The following is a 24,771-nucleotide window of genomic DNA, read 5'->3' on the forward strand; positions in this document are numbered from 1 at the left end:
TTGCACACCCCGCAATAGAGGTGACTTTACTTCCGTAAAGAGCCCTTTCTTTAGAATTTCTGTTATTTCGTTTTGTCCGCCCCTTAGTTTACGCACCGCACTCATCCCTTGCCACGCACCCCTCCCTCCTCCACGTTTGAAATCACAGCTTGTGATTCCAAACGGGTGCCATGACGAACGCCAAAAACCTTCCCACCACGCATGAGGTCCAAAGCGCCATTCACCGGGTGCGTGGCACCCGCGTGGTTCTGGCCGAGGATCTGGCGTGGTTCTACGGAAAATCCGTCAGCGCCTTCAATCAGGCCGTCTCGCGCAACAAGGACCTGTTCGAGGGCTACCGTTTTCAGCTGACCGACGCCGAGGTGGCCGATTTGACATCACGGAATGTGATTTCAAAGCCCAAAGGCCGCGGCGGGCGGCGGGTCAATCCGTGGGTCTATACCGATTACGGCGTGGCCATCGCCTCGACCCTGTTCAAGGACCCGCGCGCGATCAAGATCACCCGGATGATCACCGAGGCCTTCGTCGACGGCGCCAATGCCCTCGCTGAAACCCCAAGCAGCGCACCCGAGATCCTGCCGCCAGAAAGCACCCCTGCCCCGCTGCTGCCGAATGGCGAGCAATTGCGGGCGCTGGCCGAAAACATCCTCGATTCCGGGCAACAGAGCCTGGTCGACTACATCGCCAACCCCACCACCAAGCGCCAGCAGGCGGTGGCGACGATCATGAAGACGCTGGCCGAAACCGCGGGCGAAGAGGTGCGCACCCAGCACGAGCGTCTGCGCCTGCGCATCGCCGAACGGTTGGCCGCGGGCGACTATGCCGATGACGATGACCGCAAGCGGCTGATCGAGCTGCTGCAGGCGATGAAGGGCTAAAGCCCCAGCTCGGCCCGCATCTTTTTCGTCAGCTTGGCCACGACCATCTCGTAGGACGTCACGATGTGGTCGCGCAGGGACGCGTCGCTCATCCCGCGTTCGTCATAAACCTGCAGCCATTTCATGCCGCGCGAGGCCAGATAGGGCGCGGGCCGGATGCCGGGCTGATCCTGCAGCACCTCATAGGCCAGGTCGGTGGCCTTGAAGGTAAAGGCGTCCGTGCCGTCGTTCCAGCCGCAGATCGCGAACACCTTGCCACCCACCTTCCACACATCCGCATTGCCCCACTGCACGACGTGGCTCGTGGCCTTCAGAGAGGCGCAGAAAGCGTTGAATTCGTCCCGGGTCATGACGCCGATCCTGACGGGCCGGCAAGGATTTCGCAAGCAAGCATGACCTGTCGGGCCTAACCGAACAGGTCTTGCAGAACGTCGCCGATCTGCACCGTTGCCGCGCTGGACCAGTCTGGCCGATAGGACGGTTTTCGCACCTGGTACTCGGTTCCGGTGCCCGAGCCCGACCAGACGCCATCGAAGAACAGAGCGCGCTCCTTGCGCCGCCGTGGGCGTATTTCAGGCGGCCGCCGCCAATACATGATCGCGCGTCGAGCACCGGCCACATCCCCGGCCTTCCATCTGCGCACCCAAACGGCCCGGTCTATGGCCCCGGTGTTGTAGTGAAAGGACAAGGCCGCGCCCAACTGCGCCTCGGTCAGGGCGTGGCCGGCAAAGGCCGTTTCCACCGCAGGCAGATAGTTGGTGCGGATGGCCCACTCATACACTTCAAAACAGCGCCGCAAGGTCTGGGGGTTGTCCAGATAACGCGGCCAGACCGTGTGGCCCGAGGCCGACGTGATCCCCACGCTCCAGGTCCAGACATCAACGGAATCCAGATAGGCCTCGCGCACGATCGCTTCGTGCGAGACAAGCTCGGCGGCAATACGCGGTGTGATCTTGTAAGGCATCAGGCCATCCCCGAGTGGCGGCCGATGTCACCCCTTGTCCCAATGGGCGATGACATCATACCCCATCGGCGTCGGAGGTCCTTCAAGATACTCGGCAAACTGGCCCCACAACTCGGCAACCTTGGGGGCGTTTGCGTTTGATGTCGCCTCGCTTTCGACGACCGAGATCACATAGCCGCTGCCATCCTCGTTCATCACATTCGTAAAGCAGTGCATACCGGGCATGCCCATGATCTGATCCTTCAGATCGTTCATTCGGGCCGTGGCGGCCTCGCGGGTGCCGGGCTTCATCTTGAACTGGGTAACGCGTGCAAACATGGTTGTCCTCCCTCGCATGGGGTCCTGACCCCGAACCGCGGCAAACTGCCAGCGGACGGCATGATCCTACCACGTCCTGCTCAAATCACGCAGGGACACAGGCACCGCGATCATGTGCGCGAAAAGGTTCAACCATGAAGATAGGTATCTTCCATGGCCGTCAGGGGCGGACAAATTTGGCGTTTCCGACAGCCCGCGGTTTGGGCGCCGTGCTTTGCGTGGACGCAGGTGCCTGGACCGGCACAGCCGACCGCGTCGCGGCCCGGACACTGGACTCGCATGCGATCCCGTCGCCGTCAGGGTCGTTGCGTTTGTGGTATCCAAGCTGTCCCTCGCGCATCGGTCCAAGGCCAACGGAGCGTGCCGCGTCGCAACCAGCCAGCGCCACAAGGTGCATCACGGCTTCGGTCCGCTCCAGGTCTGAGGTCCGGAGATATACACCCAGCGCGATCATCCCCGTCGTCAGCGGCAGGGCCAGCACCATCAGCAGAATGCGCAGCGGGGACAGCGCATGTCGGCGCAGGGCATCAGCCTTACGCTGCCGACGTGCCAAGCGCGGATCTGGTGCGGGTTCGTTGTATACGGTTGTCTTCAGCTTCATAAACTTGGCGGTACACCAACTATGTGGCAAAGCCGAGGCATCGGAATGACGCAATCCAGCGAGGGCGCCACGTGAACACTCGAAACCCATTTCAACCGGTCGACGAGACTGCGCGGGAACTGGCCCTTGATCTTATCACGCAGGCCCGTTTTGCTGCGCTTGCCGTGGTACATCCGGACAACGGACTGCCGTCGATCAGCCGCATCGCACTGGCCACCGACAGTGCTGGATGGCCGCTCACCCTGATCTCGGATCTGGCGGAGCACTCACGCGCGTTGGAGGCGAATCCGGCCTGCGCGTTGCTGATCGGCGAGCCCGCTGACAAAGGTGATCCACTGACCCATCCCCGGCTGACCCTGCACTGCACGGCGCGCCCGACCCCACGGGCGACCAAGGAGCATACCGCGCTTCGGGCACGCTACTTGTCACAGCGTCCGAAGGCCGGACTATATATCGACTTCGCGGATTTCCGTTTTGTGCGTTTCGAGATTGTTGATGGGCTTCTCAATGGCGGGTTCGGCAAAGCGTGGAAGATGACACGCGAAGACCTTTGCCCGCCATCAAATCAGCGAACGACGTGAACTGCGCAACTGGCGTGGCGCACCACATGTGTCGCGGTCGAGCCGAGCAACAGATCCTGCATCCCCGGTCGGTGCGAAGCCATGATGATCAGGTCAGGTTTGTTGGTTTCCGCCCAATCCAGAATCGTGCGCCCCGAATGTCCCTCGACCACAACGCCCTTGGCGTTCGGCAGCTTGGCAGCCAGAATGTTCAATTCATCCTGGATCGCGCGCCGCGCCTCGGTCAGGTATTCGGCCGGCATGTAAGAGATTGCGTAGTCCGGAATATGCTCGACAACATGCAACAGGGTCACTTTGGCATCTGGCGTCGCCAACAGCTTGGCCAGTTTCAGCGGCCCCGACGTGTCACGCTCGGCATCGAAGGAAATCGGGACAAGAATATTGTGATACATGGCTGGCGCCTCCTTGAGTTTCGCGTTCAGATAGCAGTAGCCAAAGTCTTCTGACCTTGATTCAGGTCAGGATCAGTCAAATGTTTCGGCCACGTCGTACATCACCGGCTCGAAGCTTTTGCACAATTCGTTGATCTTGCGGTTGCGCTCGCGCATTTCAGGCGTTCGCAGCATGGCCAGAAAGTCCTCCCGCCGCTCCCACTGCGAATAGTTCGCGATGCGGGTCTGGGCATCGTTGACATGCAGTCCGGCTGCGACAAAACCGGGCTGCTTGGAAATGAAGTTCGCATAGGCGTCGGTCAACGCTTCTAGCAGGTCCTGGCAGGTTCCGGGGGTCATTTCGAAAGTGGTGATAACGGTCTGAACACTGGCGTCTTTTGATATCTTCGGCATCGGTCATCTCCCTTGTCTGACCCAAGCCTAGCACAGGTTATTCAAACGTCCTGCCTTTCGTTGAGCTGGCGCGAAAAAGTTTCCGAAAAATGAACCGAGCGCTAACCTTCCGTTAACCAAGGTTGATGATCCTGCGCAAATGGACCGCCTGATCGCCTTCCTGTGTGCAAGTCTTGTGTTTTCGACTCCGGCCTTGGCCGGGGCATGGCTTCGTGAAGAAGGCGCCTCGTTCACATCGTTGGCCCTGACGGCGTTTTCCGAGCCCGGGAAGGGCATCCGCTTCAAGTCCTCGCTCTATGGGGAATGGGGAATGCGCCCAAATCTGACGCTGGGTTTGGACGCGGAAGAGCATCAAGAACTCTACGGTCACGCCGTGGTGTTTGCGCGCCTACCGGTTGCCGAATTTTCCAACGGTGGGCGTCTGGCGGCCGAGTTGGGTGTCGGCGCGCATCACCGTGAAACCCGCGCATGGGCGATGTACAAGGCAACCCTGTCTTGGGGCAAAGGATTTCAGGCCCGATATGGCAGTGGCTGGCTGGCGGCTGATGCCGCGCTGGAGTACCGAAGCCATGACGCTCTGATCCGAAAACTGGACCTGACAGTGGGTTTGTCGTCGCACCGTCGGGTCAATCCCCTGCTCCAGATCGAAACGTCCTATGTACCTGGCCGCCCGCTCTATTGGAGCGCGCGACCCTCGGCGATGTTTCGATCCGAAAGCGGCCCCAACACCTGGATAATCGGGGTCGAGCGCAACGCCGCCCGGAACAGGCCAGGCCTGAGATTCGCGCTGTGGCGCGAGTTCTGAATGCTGCGCGCCGGCCGCCCCAAAAGCGACCGGCCGACACGGATCAGACCTCGATCCGCATGATCACCGAAACTTCACCACTCAAGGCCTCGGACCAACGCAACTTGATCTGGTCCTGGTTCGTCCCTTGCTGCAACTGAACATAGGGGGCCGTATAGCGCAGAGTTCCAAAGGCGGTTCTCAGCCCGTCCAGCACGACGACGCTGTCACAGCTGCGGGCCTGCCCACCAAAGGGGAATGCACCATTCGAGTCCACCGTCCAGGCAGAGGCCGCCGTATTCTGTTCGTGTCGGACCCGCAGCGGGTTCGCGGTCTTGAGTGTCACGTTGTGATACGTGTTGTCTGCGAACGTGACATTCACATGCCGATCAGGATTCAGATCGGCAAAAGTTGTATCAACCTTGTCCACGCGGTCGATTGACCCGTTCGCCGTTCGGAACTTGTTGCCCGTGACCGTCATTCCGTTCAAAAAATGCCCGACGCCATGCGGGCGCACGACGATATAGGCGAACCACGGGGCAACGTCACTTGAATAGAAGATGTTGTCGGTGATGCTCATGGCGCTGAAGGAATAGCCCGAGGTGTAGTCGGGTTCGGCATCGCGCTCATTGCTCCACTCGATGAAACAGTTGTCGATATAATTGTCGGCGATCGAAGAACTGTTGTAGGCCCCGATCATCACCAAACCCGCATTGCGCACACCGTTCGGCACGCTGTCGCCCTGAAAGAAGTGGTTGCCCAGAACCAGGTTGTTGTCTCCGCCCAGAACCGTGAAGTGGTGGAAACGAACGGCGCGGTTGTGGCGCAGCTTGACGTCGTTGGCATTGGCGTTGATGGCAATCGAACTGCGGTCGGGCACGTCCAGAGACTCTTCACTGGACAGGAACTGGCAACCGTCGATCAACATGCCCTGGCACCCCACCCCGATTGAAGTGATGCCGCGATCCAACGGACGGCTGACAAAGCAGTTCTTCAAAACGAACGTGTTCCCGCCCGGCGACAGGCGGATCGCGCTGCAGCGCCCGTTGCATTGAAACTCGATGTCTTCCATGGCGAATTTCTGGAGCGCACTGAAGCCCGAGAAATCCAACAGGTACTTGAAAGCAACGAACGTGAATGTCTGCGTGCCAGCCGCATCATAGATAGGTGCGTTCAAGGTGATCTCACCGGCACCTTCATCCTTGGACCGTACATAGATCTCACGTCCAACGCCGCTGCCCTGAACCAACGACCCGAGCGGGATATTGGCCACGTTGGCCACACCGGACAACTTGTAAGGATCCGCCGGATCGTATGTTGCGACAGAGGTAAAGGTCTCGGTGTCCCATGAGGCGCTGCTCTTGACGTCGAACTGCCCGTTGCGGATCACGCGGCGAGTGGAGTAGCTGCCGCGATTGGGTACGGCGGCCTGCATGTCGATCGGCTCGGACACCGAGATCTTGCGGCCGCCCAGGTCCAGCGATTCATGATCCGAGTTGTTCAACAGCGCCTGAAACGCCTTTTTGAAGGCCAGGGCTTCATCGCCGAAGGCGGAGATGTAAGTCGGCAGATCGAAATTCTTGGTCAGAAGAAGCATCTTGTCATCAGGCATCGTGACCGTGCCCTCAAAGTCGACCTCCGCGTCCAGCCCAACATCCTGTGCCAGGTGGTAGGTTCCCTGCGGCACATAGATGCGGCGACCTCCCGCGGCTTGGTCTGCCGCCTCGAACGCGGCCGAGTCGTCGGCCACACCATCTCCTAACGCGCCATAGTCCCGCACGTCCACAAGGCTGATCATGTCGCGCAAGAAGATCCCGGTGACATCGGTAATTTCGATATCATCGATCCGAACGAGCGCGCCGTTTGCCCCCTCGATATCGAGGCCGAAATGCCCGTATAGCGCCGAAATGCCCCAAGGCATGTCCACGCCCGGGCGCTGTCCAATCCCGACGATGGCGGTGACCTCGTGCACCACGCCATAGGCCGACAGCTGAATGGCCGGGCCCTGTTCGGTCAGTCCGGAAAGGTGCACGTCGCCGGCCCCTCCGGCCCATCCAGCGATCCGGACCTGCGGCAATGGCCCGCTGATCGCTTTGACCCGCGCCTTGATCTGCAAATAGCAGCCCGGCAGAAGCGGCGTCCGCCCCATGTACCGCAGTTGCTGCGTGGGATTGACCTTCAGTATCTCAAGACAACCGCCAAACTCCGCATCTGCAGGCACGAACACTCCCGTTCCCGATCCGTCATAGGTCGGTGAGCCCGGAGTGCCGTCGCCGCTGGACCACACATCCAGACCATTCGCGAATTGCGGCGGCGTGAAAACGATTCCGTCGGTGATTGCCTTGTTCATTGAATACCCTTTCCCAAACGCGCCCACTCTTCAGGCTATGGCGCATGCCAGATTTCGGATCCGGAAGCCGCCCGGACACGCTGGTCTGAGTATCGAAAAGGGATTAACCGTCGCTCATATCATCGTGACGGTGGGTGTTGCGTCAGGCGGATGGGTCGGAGTTGCCAAGCAGTTGCACCCCGTTGATCTTCCAGCCGTTTTCCAGCTGGACCATCTGATAGTCCAGGATGTGAACCCGGCCGTTCGCATCCACCACCATCACTTTCTGCCACCAGAACCCTGAGATCTGCCGCAATTCCAGAAATCGGATCTCCGCTGGGCGCCAGACCATTGGATAGCCGTTGCGCACCATCGCGCCAAAATTCTCGGGCGTGCGGAACATTGTCTGGATGTTGGGGCTGGCGAAGGTGAAGGCCGTGGCGAAGTCATCGGCCTTGAAGGCTTCAATCTGCGCAGCAATATTGGCTTCGATGTCGCCACTTTGGGCAACTGCGGCTGTTGCCAGACCGGCGCTCAGGGAAACTGCAAGCAAAAGTCGACGCATGGGACCACCTCCTGCCGGAAAGGTAGCCCCATGCAGTATGTGGTCAAATCAGACCAGGTCTCCGGCCAAGGCCTTGTCGATCAGTGCAATCGTTTCGGGGACGCCATAAAGGGCGATGAACCCGCCGAACCGAGGGCCTTGGCTGGCGCCCAACAACACCTCATAAAGGGCTGTGAACCAGCCGCGCATCGGGTCAAAGCGCTCGCGGCCGATGGAATAGACCACAGATTGCAGAGCTTCGTCCTCGACCGGACCGTCATAGGCTTCAAGCGCCGACTTCAGGGCTTCAAGCGCCTCGCGCTCTTGCTCCGTCGGCGCTCGATGCTTGCGGGTCGGCTTCACGAAGTCGTTGAAGTAGCGCACTGCAAAACCGGCAGCCTTGTCGAGGTCCGGGTGGCTTTCGGCCGTGGCTTCGGGCGCATAGCGGCGGATGAAGCCCCATAGCGTCTCTTTGTCCTCGGCACCTGAAACCGACGCGAGGTTCAACAGCATTGCAAAGGGAACGATCAACGTCGATTCCGGCACGTCACCGCCGTGAATGTGCCAGACCGGGTTGTTCAACTGAGCCTTCAGATCCTGCCCGGGGTAGGCACGCAACTGCTGATGGTATTCATCATACGCCTTGGGGATGACGTCAAAATGCATCCGCTTTGCCGTCTTCGGCTTTTGATACATGAAATAGGCCAGACTCTCGGTCGGCGCATAGGTCAGCCACTCGTCGATCGAAACTCCGTTTCCGGACGACTTCGAGATTTTCTGCCCGTTTTCATCGAGGAACAGCTCATACGAGAAATGCTCGGGCGCACGGCCGCCCAGCGCGCGGCAGATCGCGTCATAGATCTTTTCGTTGGTCGCATGTTCCTTGCCATACATCTCGAAGTCGACGCCCAACGCCGCCCAGCGCGCCCCGAAATCCGGCTTCCACTGCAACTTCACATTGCCGCCGGTCACGGGCAGCGTCCACTCCTTGCCATCTTCATCATCGAAGGTGACGGTGTAGGTCTCGGCGCACACCTTTCTCATCGGCACATAAAGGACCCGGCCCGTTTCCGGATGGATCGGCAGGAAGATCGAATAGGTCTGCTGACGCTCCTCGCGCAGGCTTTTCAGCATGATGGCCATGATGTCGTCATAACGTTCGACTGCACGCTTCAGGATTTCGTCGAACTGACCCGAACGATAAAAGTCGCGCGCCGAATAGAACTCGTATTCGAACCCGAACGTATCAAGGAACCGACGCAGCATGGCGTTGTTGTGTTCACCAAAGCTGGGATACTCGCCGAACGGATCAGGGACCGAAGTCAGCGGCTGCTGCAGATAGGCTTCAAGGGCCTCGGGGTTCGGCACGTTGCTGGGGACCTTGCGCATTCCGTCCAGATCATCCGAAAAGCAGATCAGCTTGGTGGGAATGTCCGACAGGGCCTCGAAGGCGCGCTTGACCATCGTGGTCCGTGCCACCTCACCGAAAGTGCCGATATGCGGCAGGCCCGACGGGCCATATCCCGTTTCGAACAGAACGAAGCCCTTCTCCGGTGGAGACTTCTGATAGCGTTTGAGCAACCGGCGCGCCTCTTCGAAAGGCCAGGCCTTTGACGTCATGGCGGTTTCACGCAGTTCAGACATTTCGTTCGTTCTCCATCGGGAAATCAGCGAGGGTCGCTCAATGCGACCGACCGGCATCTCCTATTGTGCAGATGCAGCGTGAGTCAATGACCACAGGCGAGAAACGCCGCCCCTGCTACGATTTCAGACGGTTGCTCGTGACCAGGAACACGGCCTGACCCGCTTGCAGATCAACCAATTGCAAACAACCAGGATTGGCTGCAATAAAATCGCAGACGGCCTGCTTCACCGAGGCTTTCCCCTCGTCATCATGCCAGTTCCAGTCATCGAAGATAAGAAAACCACCGGTTTTCAGCTTGCCTAGGTACGACAATATATCCGCCTGAACACCGTCATAGTAGTGGTTGCCGTCAACGTAGACAAAATCCAAGCTTTCGTCGGGCACCGCGGATGCCGCTTCCGCGGATCTCTTCCGAACAAAGATCTTTTCGCCAGGCAAATGTGCCAGTCTAGACTGCGTCCGCTCAAAAATTTCGTCCATGTCGCCCTGATTTTGCGCGACTTTCCCCCCATACATCCTGTTCGGGAATTGCGGCATGAACTCGTAGGGATCAATCAGGTAATACTTCGCGATGCTGCCCGTACTCAGAACCATCTCCGAAAAATCGCCCATCCAGACGCCGATTTCAGCGCCCGCGGAATTGGTAGTCGTATAGTGAGTCAAAAACTGCCTTGGGTCCGTCGGCGTCTTTCCAAAGAGTTTCCTGATTTTTCTGCTGCTCAATGACATTCGTTCAACCGTTTCCGTCAGATCTGTTGTTCAGGGTGAATTGGCCCCTGCGCGGACCGACTACGAAACACATACCACGTTGTGACCGATGGGCGGCAAACGCGCAACTCTGCTGGTAAACGTTCGCCGTACTTGCAATTCCAGACTACGGTCGCCGGCGAAACAAGGTGTTGAACCCGCGGGCCCTGCCCCATATCGTGCGCGATCAAAGACAGCCAAGCAGGACGTTCCCATGACCCAACCCGTTTCCCACCCGATGTCGCCGCAGGATTGCCTTGTGGCGATCATGGTGGCCGTCTCAGCCTCGGACGAGAACATCCGCACCGTCGAACTGGTCAAGATCGAGACAGCCGTGAATATGCTGCCTGTGTTTGCCGACTACGATATCGACCGTATGCGCCGGGTTTCGCAGATCGTGTTTGATCTGTTCGAGCAGGAAGATGGTCTGGACGCACTGTTTGGTCTGATCCGGGACAACCTGCCTGAGCGGTTGAACGAAACGGCCTATGCTCTGGCCTGCGATGTCGCCGCCGCCGACGGCTCGCTGGCCGAAACCGAACTGCGGCTGCTGGAAGAGATCCGGTATGAGTTGGAGATCGATCGGCTGCACGCCGCAGCGATTGAGCGCGGCGCACGGGCGCGTCACACCGTCTGATCGGATTCAGCTGCCATAAAGCGCGCCCCAGCGCTCGATGAGGGCCTGCTGCAGTTTGCGAGACCTGCGGTTCCAGCTGCGCGCGCCTTCAGGGCGTTCGCGGCTTTCACGCGCGATGGTCGCCCGATGCGGAAGATCGGCAGTGAATATCGCAAAGGCCAACTCGGATCCTTCGGCGGTGGTCAGATACCCGCCCAAGCCAGATACAAAGTTCAGGGTTCCGGTCTTGGCGTCGACCTTGATCGGGTGCCCTTGGATCCGCTGGCCTTTGGCGTCGGTCAGAGTAAACGGCTTCAACAGATGTCGCAGCGTTTCATGTTGCTGAGCGGCCACCAGAACTTTGACCAGGCCAGACGGCACCATTCGCGAAGCATCGCCCAACCCCGAATGATCCACCATAGCAATACCGGACGCGCCATAGGTCTGAGCCGACCAGCGATTCATCTCATCCGCGGACTCTGCCAGTGTTTGCGGCCGCCTACCCCGCGCGACTGTCGCAGCCAGCCCCACCATCTCGGCCGTGAGGTTGGTCGAATATTTCAGCATCCCTTTCACTATGCTGGTAAGTTCATCGCTCTGATGCGTGACCAGAACGGTGCCGCTGGGGGCCTCGCGTGTGACTTGAACCCGCCCCAGGACGATGCCGTTCACCCGGGCCAGAGTGCGGAACACATCCCCGGCATACAAACCCGGTTTGCGCACGGGCAACCACCTGGCGCCACCATTACCCAGCGCGCCCTTGGCAACTGTCCAGCGGTCCTGCCGCGCGCTGGGTTGATAGCTGTAGACCGGAAGGTTGCGATTTTCGATCCGCATCGCGGCCATGTCCACCGACGGCGTATAACTGGCACTGCGTGCGTCCATGGTCACGTCATAGCTGGACCCTTGGCGTTTCCACTCGAAATGCACACGGTTGAAGTTCAGGGAAATTCCACTGATCGCAGGGCTATAGCCCACATGATCAGGCTGACCGGGGTCTATGCTGAATACATAGGGCAATGCGCCGCTGTACACTTTGACCGCCCCCCGAACCTCGGTCAGTCCGGCCTTGCGCAGGTTGGCGGCCATCATGGCCAGAGCATCGGTATCCAATACCGGATCGCCGCCTCCGACCAGTATCAGATCACCCTTGAGGATCCCGTTTTTAATCGGACCATCTGCGATCAGCTTTGTTTCGAACCGATGGTCCGGCCCCAGAACGTCCAGCGCGTAAAGCGCGGTCAGGGCTTTGGCGACGCTGGCCGGCGGCAAGCCGCGGGCCCCGCCGAATTCCTCCAGTTGCGCGCCGGTTTTTACGTCTGCCACGGCGAAGACCACTTCGCCGTTCAATCGCGCCGCCTGAATGATGCGTTCGGCACCGCTCAACTCGGCGCCACGGGCAACAGGCCGCAATGAGACAGTTGGCGCCCCGGCAAGACCCGCGGTGGGGATCAGAAGCGAACCGGCGCCGGCCAGAAAGAAACGTCTCGAAATACGATCAGTCATGGGTCAAATAAAATCCCAGAGATCACAGGCAAACAACCATGCACCTGAATTATGTGCCCATCGGGGCTGTTCAGGCAACACCTGTCAGGTCCAGCCGCCTTTGGAGCGTATCTGAGTCGAGCTGACATCGACCATCGGCACGTTCACGAAACACCAGGCCGGCGCATCGGCCCGACCCAAAAGATGCCGCGCCGTTCCGTCAATCCGGTATTTGGCATAGACACGCGCCGCCGGTGACATGCGGGCTGAAATCCGATCTCCGGGGCGCGCCACCACGCCCACAGGAACGGTGTCCATGATCAACCGCCAGTCCTTCCATTTGTGAAACTGGGCCAGGTTGTCAGCCCCCATTAGCCAAACAAACCGAACCTGCGGATAGAGCCGCCGCAATGCAGCAAGTGTGTCAGCCGTGGCGCGGGTGCCGGTCAGATCCTCAATGTCAGTCACCTCAACCTTGGGATGCTGCATGATGGACCGTGCGGCCTCAACTCGCTGATCGATCGGAGCCGGGCCGCGAGCCTTCAGCGGGTTCCCCGGCGACACCAACCACCAGACCCGATCCAATCCAAAAGCCTTCATCGCCTCCAGTGTAACGTGCACATGCCCCTGATGCGGTGGATCGAACGATCCCCCGAACAGCCCCACGACCTGACCGGGCCGCGCATATGGTATCGCGCTTCGCAACATCCCCTGCTGTAGTCCAGAACTCGCCGGCCTTGTCAATCAACAGGTTGCACAGCATCGCCCAAACCGACCGCCCCCGATCGCACCACTTCGGCACACCAGCCGCCATGCCCACGCACGGCAGAGTACCCCCCGTTGCCCAACGCCTCTTCCATCCTGCTGCAAGGCGCGCAGATAACCGTGATCCGCAAGATGGCGGTGCCGACCTGAACCTCGCGCCCTTTGAGAGCGCCCAGATTGATGCCGGAAACCACCAGATTGCGCCGCAGCACGTCCGGTGCGACCGGACCTTGCCCCAAATAGCTGCCGATCGCGGCAAGATGCTCGTGCTGAACCAGGGTCACCGCACGCTTCCCCGAGCGACCGCGATCGCCCTCAACCCCGTCTTCCCGGATCATGGCCTGACCCAGTGCGATCATATCCAATCGTCGCCCCGGTCTGACGCCGATCCATTCGATCCGCCCGGCCTTGGCCCAACCCAATACCAATTGCGCAAGTTCCGGCATTCCCAGCATCCTTCCCAGTCCGGTCAGGCCGGCGCATAAGGCCAGCCAGAAATTCGCCAAAGCACCAGCTTGCCCCGCCCGTCCCGCTTGGCTATCAAGCGGGTCAACCTGAATTCCCCGACCCAGAGGACGCGACATGGCCGCCTATCAATATGTCTACCACATGCAGGGTGTCTCAAAGACCTATCCCGGTGGCAAGAAGTGCTTTGAAAACATTCACCTGAGCTTTCTGCCCGGCGTAAAGATCGGTGTCGTCGGCGTGAACGGCGCCGGTAAGTCGACCCTGATGAAGATCATGGCCGGCCTCGATACCGATTTCACAGGCGAGGCGTGGGCCGCCGAGGGCGCAAAGGTCGGCTATCTGCCACAGGAACCTCAGTTGGACGAATCCCTGACCGTCCGTGAAAACGTCATGCTGGGCGTGGCCGAGAAAAAGGCCAAGGTCGACCGCTTCAACGAAATCGCGATGGAGATCGCCGAGAACTACTCGGACGAGTTGATGGAAGAGATGACCGCATTACAGGACGCGATCGACGCGGAAAACCTGTGGGACCTCGACAGCCAGATCGACGTTTCGATGGAGGCGCTGCGCTGCCCGCCGGACGATGCCAACATCGCCAACCTCTCGGGCGGTGAGAAACGCCGCGTGGCGCTCTGCAAGCTGCTGCTGGAAGCGCCCGACATGCTGCTCTTGGACGAACCGACCAACCACCTGGACGCCGAGACCATCGCCTGGCTGCAACAGCACCTGATCGACTACAAGGGCACGATCCTGATCGTCACGCACGACCGCTACTTCCTGGATGACATCACAGGGTGGATCCTCGAGCTGGACCGCGGACGTGGCATCCCGTACGAGGGCAACTATTCCTCGTGGCTGGAGCAGAAAGCCAAGCGGCTTGAGCAGGAAGCCCGCGAGGACAAATCCAAGCAGAAGACCCTGCAACGCGAACTGGAATGGATGCGTCAGGGTCAAAAGGCCCGTCAGGCCAAATCCAAGGCCCGTATCAACGCCTACAACGAGTTGGCGGAACAGTCCGAGCGCGAAAAGCTGACCCGCGCCCAGATCGTCATCCCCAACGGCCCGCGCTTGGGCAGCAAGGTGATCGAGGTCAACGGGCTGGCCAAGCATATGGGCGACAAGCAACTGATCGAGAACCTGTCCTTCAGCCTGCCGCCGGGCGGCATCGTCGGTGTGATCGGCCCCAACGGCGCCGGTAAATCGACCCTGTTCAAGATGCTCACCGGCCAGGAAAAGCCCGATGCCGGCACCATCGAATACGGCGACACGGTACAACTGTCCTATGTCGATCAGTCGCGCGACGACCTCAACGACAACGACACCGTGTGGGAGGCGATCACCGGCGGCGCCGAAATCATCCAACTGGGTGACGCGCAGGTCAATTCCCGCGCCTATTGCTCGTCCTTCAACTTCAAGGGCGGCGACCAGCAGAAAAAGGTCTCGCTGCTGTCAGGAGGTGAGCGCAACCGCGTCCACATGGCCCGCCTGCTGAAAGAGGGCGGCAACGTCCTGCTGCTGGACGAACCGACCAACGACCTGGACGTAGAAACCCTGCGCGCGCTGGAAGACGCGCTGGTCGATTTCGCCGGCTGCGCCGTGGTCATCTCGCACGACCGTTTCTTCCTCGACCGGATCTGTACGCACATCCTGGCCTTTGAAGGTGATGCGCATGTCGAATGGTTCGAGGGCAACTTCGAAGACTACGAAGAAGACAAGAAGCGCCGCCTGGGACCGGACGCGTTGGAGCCCAAGCGGTTGAAGCATAAGAAGTTTGCGCGATAACACTCCTGACACATCTCCGGATGGATAGTGTGGGCAGGAATCAGCCCATACTATCAACGGGATGATGGACAGTTGGAAAACGGTATGGCGGAAGCGCTACCGTTGCTTGGTTTCTTTATGATCGCAAGCACTTCGGTGTGGTTGTCTTCGCTGATCTTGGCGTCTGTGTTTCCATTCTTCAACTTCAAGAATGAGTATACCGAGTATCTGTTGAGGGTAAGCGGCGCACCGCCCACCCGTCTTCGTCTGCTTCTGACGGTTTACAGGGCTAACAGCTATTTCTTTAAGATTGATTGGGGGTACGAGTCACCTGCACCGGGTGCACTCAAAACCACTCCAAATCGCAACCTTTTTCGCATGCTCCTCCTGGCATTTGCGACCTTGATTTTTTAACGTGTTCCTTTGGGTCGCTGCATTCGCGATTTTCGACATCATCTCGGCACTCATTTAGAAAACGACATCCCGGCATCCGGGTGATTGCTTGTGCCTATCGAGGCTTTCGGGCGTCCGAATGCCATTGAATGGAGTCGACTATCAGACAGGTGACCGATCCTCTTTCTTAGTTGTGCCGCTGCTGGCCTCGCGCCCGTTCGGCCCGCGTAGGGCGCGATAATCTGACAACAAAAAAGCCCGAGGCAGGTTCGAATTCAGTTCGGCGGATTTACGTTCACAACGCCCGTTGACCCCTGAAAGCGCAGCACATTCTGCCCAACCAGCCCTTGCCACATGGCGTTCTCAGTGCCATATGCAAAGAGCTTACGTTTTTCTACTTCGACCTACTGTCTCCGTTTTCGGCGTTCAGTCTATCGATCCAGACAACGACGCCGGGCTGCCGCAATTCCGTGGGCAGCACTCAAACAGGAGATACGGATATGCCCGCAGGCACCGTAAAATGGTTCAACACCACCAAAGGCTACGGCTTCATCGCACCCGAAGAGGGCGGCAAAGACGTGTTCGTGCACATTTCGTCCGTCGAGCGTTCGGGCCTTACCGGCCTGGCCGACAACCAGAAAGTCACCTACGAACTGCGTTCGGGTCGTGACGGTCGCGAAAGCGCCGACAACATCGAACTGGCCTAAACCAGGTCTCTGGGGGCGACGGATGACCGTCGCCCCCATTTTTTTTGCGCGGTTTCTGATCGCGCTTTCCAGCCCCGGTGGGGCAGGAAAACAACATCACTTTCCGGTGAAACCCGCGCGGGAATTGACCGGATCGGCTATTCTGAACAGACTGCTACCCTGTTTTCTTTGTTGATTAGCCGAGTATTGCCATGTTCTCACGCCGCAATTTTCTGATCTCCGCTGCCGCTATCAGCGCCGTGCCTGGCACGGCCCACGCGAAGAAGAAGCCGGTCGAGTACGACCCGACTCCACAAATCGTTCGGATCAAGAAGCAGTTTTTGCCCGGGCAATTGTTGGTCGCGCCACGTTCGTTCTACCTGTATTTCGTGACCGAGCCCCGCAAAGCCATCCGTTATGGCTGTGGCGTCGGCAAGGCCGGGCTGGAATTTACCGGAACTGCGACGATCGACGTGAAAAAGGAATGGCCCACCTGGCGCCCGACCGAAGAGATGATCGAGCGGGACCCCGTTGCCTATGCCAGATTCAAGGACAATGACTATGTCCAGCCCGGTGGAGGAGACAACCCGCTGGGCGCCCGTGCCCTGTATCTGTTTCAGAATGGCGTCGACACGTATTTCCGCATCCATGGAACGACCCAGCCGCAGACCATCGGACGAGCCGTGTCGAACGGGTGCATCAGAATGCTGAATGAGCACGTGATCGACCTGTACAACCGCGTCCCGATCGGAACGGTCGTCACCGTCGTCTAAGGCAGCGGTCAGGGCCCCGACCAATCCACCCCTTCGGCTTTTTCAATCTTCAGCCGTCCGTTTGGCCACGGGACGCAAAGGCTTGCTGCTTGCCTGTCCGATCCGTTCAGCCAGGTCCGAACGTCTTCGGGCCGTAACAGGACACCCATGCGGTGGTGGATCGGCCGCATATCATCGTTCGGTTCGCAGGTCACAGCAGCGAACTGATCAACATGCTGACCACCGGGCGCAATCCATCTGTCCGTAATCGCGGCAAACAACAAAGGGGTTCCGTCGGCCGATTCAATCCGCCACGCGGTTTTGCGGCGCTTTTCGCCAGTCCACTCGTACCAGCCATCAACCGGAACAACCGCGCGACCGACACCTTCGAAAGCAGATTTGTCAAAAACCGTTTCCGACCGCGCATTGATGATCGTTTCCATGACCGGTCGCCCCCGGGCATTGACGCGCCCTACGGGGATCATGCCCCACCGCATGGGCCCGACGCCTTCAGCAGTCAGAACGATCACTTCCTGACCGGGCTGTATGTTCTGGCGCGGCTGTTCATCCGGCCAAGCAGTTTCTCGACCCAGGAATTCGGAAATCTGGGAAAACGGCCGCGTCAGAAAGAACCGCCCGGGCACGGTTTACTGCCGCTGTTTTGCGGCGGCGATCAGATCAAGGACAGCAGGTCCAAGATCATCCACGATCAGCGCAACGCCGCGCGCATTGGGGTGGATCCCGTCAGGTTGCATGTAGGTCTGCACGGCTCCGGGGTCGCCACCCGCCTGCAACCCGGAAAAAAAGCTGGGGGAATAAAGTGTGCCGAACTGGGTGGCCAAATCCGGATACATCGCATCAAACGCCTGTTTGTAGTCCGCGCCATAATTGCCCGGAGCCTGCATGCCGATCAGCAGAACCGGAACCTTGGCCGTTTGCGCCTCGGTCAGAATTTTTTCCAGATTCGACTTCGAGACCGCCGGGTCGATCCCACGAAGAACGTCGTTTCCGCCCAGCGCCACGATCATCCCGTCCACCTCTGGTGTCAGGGTCCAGCCCACACGCGCCGCACCACCGGCCGTTGTGTCCCCGGAAACACCGGCGTTGATTATCTTCACCTCGACGCCTTGCGCATCCAGCCACCGGTTCAGTTGAGGGACGAACCCATCCTCCTCAACAAGGCCGTAGCCTTGAGTCAGCGAGTCTCCGAGAGCGGCCAGGACCACCGGCTCGGCTGTGGCAGCAATGCCGCAGAGCGACAACAGCCCCGCCGCCAGAGCCTTGCGCAAATTCCTGACCGCTCCATATCCCAAATGACTGCCCCTTTCGGAAAGACTTATGACTGAACCCGTTCTGACACTCCAAAATGCCGCTTTGTCGCTGGATGGCAATGCCGGACCCGTTGAAATCTTGCGGGACATCAATCTGACCGTCAAAGAGGGAGAGACGCTGGGCCTCGTCGGCCCATCCGGTTCGGGCAAATCCTCGCTGTTGATGCTGATGGGTGGGCTGGAGCAGACGACCGCGGGTCGCATCACCGCACTGGGGCAGGACCTGACCTTGATGAGTGAGGACGCGCTTGCCCGCTTTCGTCGTGATGCGATGGGCGTCGTTTTCCAGAATTTCCATCTGATCCCAACGATGACGGCGCTTGAAAACGTGGCCACCCCGCTGGAACTGGCCGGTCACCGCGATGCCTTCGAGCGGGCCGAGGCCGAATTGGCGGCGGTGGGGCTTTCGCATCGGCGTGATCACTACCCGGCGCAACTGTCGGGCGGCGAACAACAGCGGGTCGCGCTGGCCCGCGCTTCGGCCCCGCGGCCTCGGATCCTGTTGGCGGACGAACCGACCGGCAATCTGGATGAGGCGAATGGCGCGGCCATCGTTGATTTGCTGTTCGGCCTGCGTGACCGGCACGGGGCAACGCTGGTTCTGGTCACACACAGCTACTCGCTGGCCCGCAGATGCGACCGGGTCGTCCGATTGCGCGACGGCCGCATCACCGAAGAGGCCAGCCAAGAGGCAGCGGAATGAGCTTGCGCCTGGCGACGCGCCTGGCCCGACGTGAACTCAGGGGCGGCTTACGCGGCTTTCGGGTTTTTCTGGCCTGTCTGACCCTGGGGGTTGCCGCCATTGCTGCGGTTGGATCGGTGCGGCAAGCAATCATGACCGGCCTTGCGCAAGAGGGCGCAGCCTTGCTGGGCGGCGATGCCCAGATCGAGCTGACCTACCGCTTCGCAAACGAAGCAGAAACCGCATGGATGGAGCAGAACGCCGATCGCGTGTCCGAAGTCGTCGATTTCCGCTCGATGGCCGTGACCCGCAGCGACGCACCGCAACGCGGACTTACTCAGGTCAAGGCCATCGATGACGCCTATCCTCTGATCGGCACCGTCCAACTGGACCCCGAAATCTCGCTGTCCGAGGCGTTGGACGGAAATGCCACTCTTCCCGGGGCAGTGATGGACCCGGTTCTGATCGAGCGTCTGGGGCTGGACATCGGCGACAGTCTTGCACTGGGCACGCAGGACTTTGTGCTGGCCGCCGCCTTGATATCCGAGCCCGACGCGGCCGGAGATGGATTCACCTTGGGCCCGCGCACATTGGTTCGCACAGCCGATCTGAAAGACTCGGGCCTATTGCAGCCCGGCACGCTGTTTTCGACCAAATACCGTATGGACCTGCCGGTCGAGGCCGACCTCGCAGAACTCTCGCAACAGGCCGAGAGCGTTCTGCAAGGCTCAGGGCTGCGCTGGACCGATGCGCGCAACGGCGCACCCGGAATTGCCGAATTCGTCTCGCGCCTCGGCGCGTTCCTGGTGCTGGTGGGTCTCTCGGGTCTGGCTGTGGGCGGCATCGGCGTGTCCGCGGCCGTACGCGCCTATCTCGCGCGAAAGACCGAAACCATCGCCACATTGCGTACGCTGGGCGCTGACCGCGCCACGATCTTTCAGACCTATCTGATCCAGATCGGCGTTCTTTCGGTTGTCGGGATCGCCGCTGGTGTAGCCCTTGGCGGGCTGGCCCCGATTCTCCTGGCACCCCTGATTGAAAGCCGGCTTCCCGTACCGGCCGTTTTCTCTGTCTATCCGCAACCGCTGTTCGAGGCGGCATTGTATGGCCTGCTGACCGCCTTGCTTTTCACCCTGTGGCCCCTTGCCCGGGCGGAGGACGTCCGGGCAGCGACCCTGTTCCGCGATGCGCTGAGCAGTGCCCGCAGGTTGCCCCGCGCCGCTTACCTGTTGGCGACGGGCCTTGCCCTGGCGACACTGATCGCCACCGCCGCTTGGTTCAGCGGATCCCCCTGGCTGACCCTCTGGACCGGAGGTGGATTTGTCGGCGCATTGGTGCTGTTGGCGCTGTCGGCCCAAGGCATCCGCTATGTGGCAAAAAGGGCCGCCACACGCGCCCGTGGCCGCCCGGCGTTGCGTTGGGCACTTGCCGCAATTTCCGACCCCCGTGAAGGTGCCGCATCGGTGGTCCTGTCTCTGGGATTGGGCCTGTCGGTTCTGGCTGCGGTCGGACAGATCGACGGCACTCTGCGCAATGCGATATCCGGGAACCTGCCGGACGTGGCGCCGTCGTACTTTTTCGTGGACATTCAAAAAGACCAGATGCCCGGCTTCAGCAGCCGGCTTGAAAACGACCCCGGTGTCACACGTGTAGAAAGCGCACCAATGCTGCGCGGAATCATCTCGCAGATCAACGGCCAGCCAGCACATCAGGTTGCGGGCGATCATTGGGTTCTGGAAGGCGATCGCGGCGTGACCTATTCGGACAACGCGCCACAAAACGCCCGCATCACCGCCGGGGAATGGTGGCCAGAGGACTATTCAGGCCCGCCTCAGATCAGCTTCGCCGCGGAAGAGGCCGAGGAAATGGGTCTCAAGCTTGGTGACGAACTGACTGTGAACATTCTCGGGCGTGATATCACCGCGACCATAACATCGCTGCGCGAGGTGGATTTCTCGAACGCGGGCATGGGATTCATCATGTCGATGAATCCGTCCGCACTGGCCGGCGCGCCTCATAGTTTCATTGCAACGGTTTACGCCGAGGAAGAGGCCGAGGCAGCTATCCTTCAAGACCTGGCGACCCAGTTCCCCAACATCACCGCGATCCGGGTTCGGGACGCGATCGACCGTGTCTCGGGCCTGCTTGCCGGTTTGGCCTCGGCCACCTCCTACGGCGCCGGTGTCTCTTTGCTGACCGGTTTTCTGGTCCTGATCGGCGCAGCGGCCGCGGGAGAGCCCGCACGTCGCTACGAGGCCGCAATCCTCAAGACGATCGGCGCAGATCGCCGACGGATACTTCTCAGCTTTGGCTTGCGCTCGGCGCTTCTGGGTGCGGCCGCCGGCTGCGTGGCGCTGCTGGCCGGCATCCTTGGCGGCTCGGCGGTGGCGACATTCATTTTCGATACCAGCTTTGCGGTGATATGGCCTTCGGCATTGGGTATCGTCGCTGCCGGGCTGGCCGTCACGCTGCTGGCAGGGCTGTTCTTCGCCCTCCGCCCCCTATCCGTCAGCCCAGCCCGCGTCCTGCGGGCCAGCGATTGAATTCAACGCACGCAGGTAACGGGTTGCAGAATCTTCAGCAGCGGATCGTTGTCACAAACCAAAGCATCCAACGATATTTCATCCAGCGACGCAAAGAAGACCTCGGCCGCGTCCTGCAGCGCCAGACGCAGGCGGCAGGCATCGGTCAACGGACAGGTGTTGTCGGCATCCGCAAAACACTCGGCGATCGGCAAACTGCCCTCGACATGGCGAAAGACGGATCCGATCCGGATCTGGTCCGCCGGCCGCCCCAGAGTCATTCCACCGTTGCGACCGCGCTGCGTGCTCAGATACCCCAGCTGACCCAGCTGGTTGATGACTTGCGCCAGATGGTTTTCCGAGATGTTGCAGACATCCGCAATCTCGGATTTCGTCACGAGCCGATCCGGATGTGCAGCGCAATACATCAACAGCCGCACGGCGATATTTGTTCGTTTGGTGATCCGCATCAGATCCTCCCCCCGAATTTCAAGATGCAGCCTTATTGCACAGACCGCAAAAAAACGGTTTGACATACATCAATCGTCAAGAAGGACAGCACGCGACATGGCAGAGCCCTATTTCTTTGGCTATGGCAGCCTCGTAAACCTTGCCACGCATGACTTTCCCGACCCGCGCCCGGCGCGACTCAAGGGCTGGCGCCGGGCGTGGCGGCATACCGATCTGCGCCCGGTCGCCTTCTTGACCGCGGTGCCGGATCCCGCCTGCGAGATTGACGGCATGATCGCACATGTCCCCCAAAACGACTGGGCGGCACTGGATGAACGGGAGTGGGCCTATGATCGGATCCGCGCCGCCCACGCCATAACTCATCCTCTGAAGAAAGAGGTCGAGATTGCGGTCTATGCGGTTCCGGAACAGCACCGCAAGGACCCGACGCACAGCCACCCGGTTTTGCTCAGCTATATAGACGTTGTGGTGCAGGGGTATTTGCGCGCATTCGGCTTGCCGGGTGTCGAGCGTTTCATCGCCACGACCGACGGGTGGGACGCGCCGATCCTGAATGACCGGAACGCGCCGCGTTATCCGCGCCACCAACAGCTTCACCCCGACGAAACAGCCTTGGTCGATGAGCACCTGTCCCGGGTCTCGGCCCGGATCGTTCAAACCGCGTGAAGAAGGCGGGCGCCTGCAGCACCCGCCTCTGGTTCTTGCTCAGATCAAAGGCGACACCGCCCCGCGGTGTCTTATTTTCGCGCCCGCACGACCTGCAGCAACGGCAGAAAGGTCGCCATCTCGGGGCCACGCTCCATCCCGGTCAGCGCCTTGCGCAACGGCATGAACAGGCCCTTGCCCTTGCGGCCGGTCGCCTCTTTCACGGCCGCCGTCCACTTGCCCCAGGTCTCGCCGTCAAACGGCCCCTCGGGCAGCAGTTCCATCGCCTGCGCGACGAATTCGCGGTCTTCGTCGTCGATCAGCGGCTCGGCCCCGTCGCGGCACAGCTCCCACCAGCCTTTCAGGTCTTTCAGCGTCGTGATGTTCTCGCGCGCCATCATCCAGAACGGCTCGGCCAGTTCATCGGGTACACCGGCCGCGGCCACCGCGTCGGCAACCTTCTCGAGCGGCAGCGTCTGCAGATATCGGGCCGTCAGCGGAAACAGGTCCTGAACGTCGAACTTGGTCGGCGCCGACCCGAACCGGGTCACGTCGAAACCTTCGATCAACTCGGCCATGTCACTGCGCAGCTCCACCGGATCCGAAGACCCCAACCGCGCCATCAAGCTCAGCAGCGCCATCGGCTCCACGCCTTGTTCGCGGAGATCGCGCAGCGCCAGCGTTCCAAGACGCTTGGACAGCGCCTCACCCTGCGGGCCGGTCAGCAACGAGTGATGGGCAAAACGCGGGACGGTTCCGCCCAGCGCCTTGATGATCTGAATCTGGGTCGCTGTGTTGGTCACGTGGTCGGCGCCGCGCACCACGTCGGTCACGCCCATCTCGGTGTCGTCCACCACCGAGGCCAGCGTGTACAGCACCTGCCCGTCGCCGCGGATCAGCACCGGATCCGACACCGAGGCCGCATCGATCGACACGTCACCCAGAATGCCGTCCGTCCACTCGATGCGCTCATGATCCAGCTTGAACCGCCACACGCCGTTGCCGCGTTCAGACCGCAGCGCCTCTTTCTCAGCCTCCGACAGGTTCAGGGCGGCGCGGTCATAGACCGGCGGCTTGCCCATGTTCAGCTGCTTCTTGCGCTTGAGGTCCAGCTCGGTCGGGGTCTCAAAGGCTTCGTAGAACCGGCCGATCTCGCGCAGCTTGTCGGCGGCTTCCGCATAGCGGTCCAGCCGGTCCGACTGCCGTTCGACCCGATCCCAGTGCAGACCCAGCCACTCGAGATCCTGCTTGATCGCATCAACATATTCTTCCTTCGACCGCTCGGGGTCGGTGTCGTCGATACGCAGGATGAACGTGCCGCCGGCCTTGCGGGCGATCAGATAGTTCATCAGCGCGGTGCGCAGGTTGCCCACATGAATATAACCGGTGGGCGAAGGGGCAAAACGGGTGGTTGTCATGGATGTCTCCTGTTGGCGCGGCTCATGTCACATGAGCGCGTTTTTGTCCAGAAGGCGGTGCGAATGCTTGCCGTTTACTCGGACTTGATGGGCCAACGTGATGACAGATCATCCAACCCTGCGCGGATCAATTCGGCCAACACGTCCTCGTCAATGTCCGACAGCTTGTTCACGTACAGACATGATTTGCCGGTCTTGTGCTTGCCCAGGCGCGCCAGAATACTGCCGAAATCGGAGTAGCCCGGCATGATATAGATCGAAAACGCGGCCTTGCGTGGGGAAAACCCGGTGGCCAGAAACGTGCCTTCCCGCCCGGACTTGTAGCGGTAGTCATACCGCCCGTATCCAACGATGGATGGCCCCAACATGACCGGCCGAAACCCGGTGACGGTTTCAAACAGGGTGTTCAGCCTCTGCGCCTCCGCGGCGCGCGCGGCCGGCAGGATCGCTGCCAAGAATTCCTGGACGCTTTGATCGGTCGGAACGGTTTTGTTTTCTGAGCGGGACATGAACAAGATTTAACATGCGTTCGGCCAGCGCGCAGCCCATATGGTAGAGTGGAAAGTGGCAATTATCCGAAAGCGTTCTAATTCGTCGCAC

General features: G+C 60.3%; 29 protein-coding genes. 11 read left to right on the plus strand and 18 right to left on the minus strand.

Annotated elements, in window-relative coordinates:
- Window positions 1–170 precede the first annotated feature (170 nt).
- Window positions 171–878, plus strand: coding sequence for an ORF6N domain-containing protein (locus tag ACR0LD_RS13755; protein ID WP_480637456.1), 708 nt, complete (start codon window positions 171–173; stop codon window positions 876–878).
- On the opposite strand, the gene ACR0LD_RS13760 is transcribed toward ACR0LD_RS13755, so the two are convergent.
- The 4 genes from ACR0LD_RS13760 to ACR0LD_RS13775 all read right to left on the minus strand — a co-directional run bounded on the left by ACR0LD_RS13760 (window position 875) and on the right by ACR0LD_RS13775 (window position 2,761).
- Window positions 875–1,228: an MmcQ/YjbR family DNA-binding protein gene (locus ACR0LD_RS13760; RefSeq protein WP_170445699.1), complete on the minus strand. Its 354-nt coding sequence runs from the start codon at window positions 1,226–1,228 to the stop codon at window positions 875–877. The two genes, ACR0LD_RS13755 and ACR0LD_RS13760, sit on opposite strands and share 4 nt — an antisense overlap.
- A gap of 56 nt (window positions 1,229–1,284) precedes the next feature.
- Window positions 1,285–1,842 carry a lysozyme gene (locus ACR0LD_RS13765; RefSeq protein WP_480637458.1) on the minus strand — a complete coding sequence of 186 codons (558 nt, stop codon included), beginning with the start codon at window positions 1,840–1,842 and terminating at the stop codon, window positions 1,285–1,287.
- Between the two features lie 27 nt (window positions 1,843–1,869).
- Window positions 1,870–2,160, minus strand: coding sequence for a hypothetical protein (locus tag ACR0LD_RS13770; RefSeq protein WP_170360267.1), 291 nt, complete (start codon window positions 2,158–2,160; stop codon window positions 1,870–1,872).
- A gap of 160 nt (window positions 2,161–2,320) precedes the next feature.
- Entirely contained in the window at window positions 2,321–2,761 is a 441-nt protein-coding gene (locus tag ACR0LD_RS13775; protein ID WP_170360265.1) for an excalibur calcium-binding domain-containing protein, read from the minus strand.
- 71 nt (window positions 2,762–2,832) lie between these two features.
- Between ACR0LD_RS13775 and ACR0LD_RS13780 the strand changes: the two genes are divergently transcribed.
- Window positions 2,833–3,342 (plus strand): HugZ family pyridoxamine 5'-phosphate oxidase, encoded by a 510-nt coding sequence (locus ACR0LD_RS13780; RefSeq protein WP_480637461.1) that lies wholly within the window; start codon window positions 2,833–2,835, stop codon window positions 3,340–3,342.
- On the opposite strand, the gene ACR0LD_RS13785 is transcribed toward ACR0LD_RS13780, so the two are convergent.
- Window positions 3,327–3,734 (minus strand): universal stress protein, encoded by a 408-nt coding sequence (locus ACR0LD_RS13785; RefSeq protein ID WP_093963399.1) that lies wholly within the window; start codon window positions 3,732–3,734, stop codon window positions 3,327–3,329. The two genes, ACR0LD_RS13780 and ACR0LD_RS13785, sit on opposite strands and share 16 nt — an antisense overlap.
- A gap of 72 nt (window positions 3,735–3,806) precedes the next feature.
- On the minus strand, window positions 3,807–4,127 hold the full coding sequence (locus ACR0LD_RS13790; RefSeq protein WP_093963400.1) for an antibiotic biosynthesis monooxygenase family protein: 321 nt from the start codon (window positions 4,125–4,127) through the stop codon (window positions 3,807–3,809).
- Window positions 4,128–4,266: 139 nt separating this feature from the next.
- Between ACR0LD_RS13790 and ACR0LD_RS13795 the strand changes: the two genes are divergently transcribed.
- On the plus strand, window positions 4,267–4,932 hold the full coding sequence (locus ACR0LD_RS13795; protein WP_480637464.1) for a hypothetical protein: 666 nt from the start codon (window positions 4,267–4,269) through the stop codon (window positions 4,930–4,932).
- Window positions 4,933–4,975: 43 nt separating this feature from the next.
- Here ACR0LD_RS13795 and ACR0LD_RS13800 read toward each other — a convergent pair whose 3' ends face one another.
- From ACR0LD_RS13800 to ACR0LD_RS13815, 4 genes are all read right to left on the minus strand, one after another.
- Window positions 4,976–7,261 (minus strand): glycosyl hydrolase family 28-related protein, encoded by a 2,286-nt coding sequence (locus tag ACR0LD_RS13800; RefSeq protein WP_480637465.1) that lies wholly within the window; start codon window positions 7,259–7,261, stop codon window positions 4,976–4,978.
- 142 nt (window positions 7,262–7,403) lie between these two features.
- A complete protein-coding gene (locus ACR0LD_RS13805; RefSeq protein ID WP_170343260.1) occupies window positions 7,404–7,805 on the minus strand; it encodes a DUF4864 domain-containing protein in 402 nt (133 codons plus the stop codon).
- Between the two features lie 48 nt (window positions 7,806–7,853).
- Window positions 7,854–9,428 carry a lysine--tRNA ligase gene (locus ACR0LD_RS13810; protein ID WP_480637467.1) on the minus strand — a complete coding sequence of 525 codons (1,575 nt, stop codon included), beginning with the start codon at window positions 9,426–9,428 and terminating at the stop codon, window positions 7,854–7,856.
- Window positions 9,429–9,543: 115 nt separating this feature from the next.
- On the minus strand, window positions 9,544–10,158 hold the full coding sequence (locus ACR0LD_RS13815) for a class I SAM-dependent methyltransferase (protein ID WP_170445683.1): 615 nt from the start codon (window positions 10,156–10,158) through the stop codon (window positions 9,544–9,546).
- 232 nt (window positions 10,159–10,390) lie between these two features.
- Between ACR0LD_RS13815 and ACR0LD_RS13820 the strand changes: the two genes are divergently transcribed.
- Window positions 10,391–10,813 (plus strand): tellurite resistance TerB family protein, encoded by a 423-nt coding sequence (locus tag ACR0LD_RS13820; protein WP_093963405.1) that lies wholly within the window; start codon window positions 10,391–10,393, stop codon window positions 10,811–10,813.
- A gap of 6 nt (window positions 10,814–10,819) precedes the next feature.
- On the opposite strand, the gene dacB is transcribed toward ACR0LD_RS13820, so the two are convergent.
- The 3 genes from dacB to ACR0LD_RS13835 all read right to left on the minus strand — a co-directional run bounded on the left by dacB (window position 10,820) and on the right by ACR0LD_RS13835 (window position 13,488).
- A complete protein-coding gene (gene dacB / locus ACR0LD_RS13825; protein ID WP_480637469.1) occupies window positions 10,820–12,298 on the minus strand; it encodes a D-alanyl-D-alanine carboxypeptidase/D-alanyl-D-alanine endopeptidase in 1,479 nt (492 codons plus the stop codon).
- 84 nt (window positions 12,299–12,382) lie between these two features.
- Window positions 12,383–12,985 (minus strand): nicotinate-nucleotide adenylyltransferase, encoded by a 603-nt coding sequence (locus tag ACR0LD_RS13830; RefSeq protein WP_409233606.1) that lies wholly within the window; start codon window positions 12,983–12,985, stop codon window positions 12,383–12,385.
- A 32-nt stretch (window positions 12,986–13,017) separates the two neighbouring features.
- Window positions 13,018–13,488 carry an MOSC domain-containing protein gene (locus tag ACR0LD_RS13835; protein ID WP_170360250.1) on the minus strand — a complete coding sequence of 157 codons (471 nt, stop codon included), beginning with the start codon at window positions 13,486–13,488 and terminating at the stop codon, window positions 13,018–13,020.
- Window positions 13,489–13,624: 136 nt separating this feature from the next.
- Between ACR0LD_RS13835 and ettA the strand changes: the two genes are divergently transcribed.
- The 4 genes from ettA (at window position 13,625) to ACR0LD_RS13855 (ending at window position 17,123) form a co-directional block, all read left to right on the plus strand.
- Window positions 13,625–15,292: an energy-dependent translational throttle protein EttA gene (gene ettA / locus ACR0LD_RS13840; RefSeq protein WP_170343264.1), complete on the plus strand. Its 1,668-nt coding sequence runs from the start codon at window positions 13,625–13,627 to the stop codon at window positions 15,290–15,292.
- A gap of 84 nt (window positions 15,293–15,376) precedes the next feature.
- Window positions 15,377–15,685, plus strand: coding sequence for a hypothetical protein (locus ACR0LD_RS13845; RefSeq protein WP_170452325.1), 309 nt, complete (start codon window positions 15,377–15,379; stop codon window positions 15,683–15,685).
- 479 nt (window positions 15,686–16,164) lie between these two features.
- On the plus strand, window positions 16,165–16,371 hold the full coding sequence (locus tag ACR0LD_RS13850) for a cold-shock protein (protein WP_170360243.1): 207 nt from the start codon (window positions 16,165–16,167) through the stop codon (window positions 16,369–16,371).
- 191 nt (window positions 16,372–16,562) lie between these two features.
- A complete protein-coding gene (locus ACR0LD_RS13855; RefSeq protein WP_480637473.1) occupies window positions 16,563–17,123 on the plus strand; it encodes a L,D-transpeptidase in 561 nt (186 codons plus the stop codon).
- An 8-nt stretch (window positions 17,124–17,131) separates the two neighbouring features.
- Here the strand turns inward: ACR0LD_RS13855 and ACR0LD_RS13860 are convergent, their stop codons facing one another.
- Window positions 17,132–17,746 (minus strand): SOS response-associated peptidase, encoded by a 615-nt coding sequence (locus ACR0LD_RS13860; protein ID WP_480637475.1) that lies wholly within the window; start codon window positions 17,744–17,746, stop codon window positions 17,132–17,134.
- 3 nt (window positions 17,747–17,749) lie between these two features.
- The gene (locus ACR0LD_RS13865; RefSeq protein WP_480637477.1) at window positions 17,750–18,391 is read right to left on the minus strand and encodes an arylesterase; all 642 of its coding nucleotides are present in this window, start codon (window positions 18,389–18,391) and stop codon (window positions 17,750–17,752) included.
- 49 nt (window positions 18,392–18,440) lie between these two features.
- Here ACR0LD_RS13865 and ACR0LD_RS13870 point away from each other — a divergent pair, with 49 nt between their 5' ends.
- On the plus strand, window positions 18,441–19,136 hold the full coding sequence (locus tag ACR0LD_RS13870) for an ABC transporter ATP-binding protein (RefSeq protein ID WP_480637478.1): 696 nt from the start codon (window positions 18,441–18,443) through the stop codon (window positions 19,134–19,136).
- Window positions 19,133–21,658 carry an ABC transporter permease gene (locus ACR0LD_RS13875; RefSeq protein ID WP_480637480.1) on the plus strand — a complete coding sequence of 842 codons (2,526 nt, stop codon included), beginning with the start codon at window positions 19,133–19,135 and terminating at the stop codon, window positions 21,656–21,658. Before ACR0LD_RS13870 ends, ACR0LD_RS13875 begins: the two co-directional genes overlap by 4 nt.
- 2 nt (window positions 21,659–21,660) lie before the next feature.
- Here ACR0LD_RS13875 and ACR0LD_RS13880 read toward each other — a convergent pair whose 3' ends face one another.
- Window positions 21,661–22,107 (minus strand): RrF2 family transcriptional regulator, encoded by a 447-nt coding sequence (locus tag ACR0LD_RS13880; RefSeq protein WP_170360231.1) that lies wholly within the window; start codon window positions 22,105–22,107, stop codon window positions 21,661–21,663.
- Between the two features lie 97 nt (window positions 22,108–22,204).
- Here ACR0LD_RS13880 and ACR0LD_RS13885 point away from each other — a divergent pair, with 97 nt between their 5' ends.
- Window positions 22,205–22,774: a gamma-glutamylcyclotransferase family protein gene (locus ACR0LD_RS13885; protein ID WP_480637482.1), complete on the plus strand. Its 570-nt coding sequence runs from the start codon at window positions 22,205–22,207 to the stop codon at window positions 22,772–22,774.
- A 71-nt stretch (window positions 22,775–22,845) separates the two neighbouring features.
- Here the strand turns inward: ACR0LD_RS13885 and gltX are convergent, their stop codons facing one another.
- Together gltX and ACR0LD_RS13895 are read right to left on the minus strand one after the other, a co-directional pair.
- Entirely contained in the window at window positions 22,846–24,171 is a 1,326-nt protein-coding gene (gltX, locus tag ACR0LD_RS13890) for a glutamate--tRNA ligase (protein WP_170406631.1), read from the minus strand.
- Window positions 24,172–24,245: 74 nt separating this feature from the next.
- Window positions 24,246–24,680 (minus strand): DUF1801 domain-containing protein, encoded by a 435-nt coding sequence (locus ACR0LD_RS13895; RefSeq protein WP_480637484.1) that lies wholly within the window; start codon window positions 24,678–24,680, stop codon window positions 24,246–24,248.
- Window positions 24,681–24,771: the final 91 nt, after the last annotated feature.

The sequence above is a fragment of the Ruegeria sp. BF8 genome (assembly GCF_056538625.1).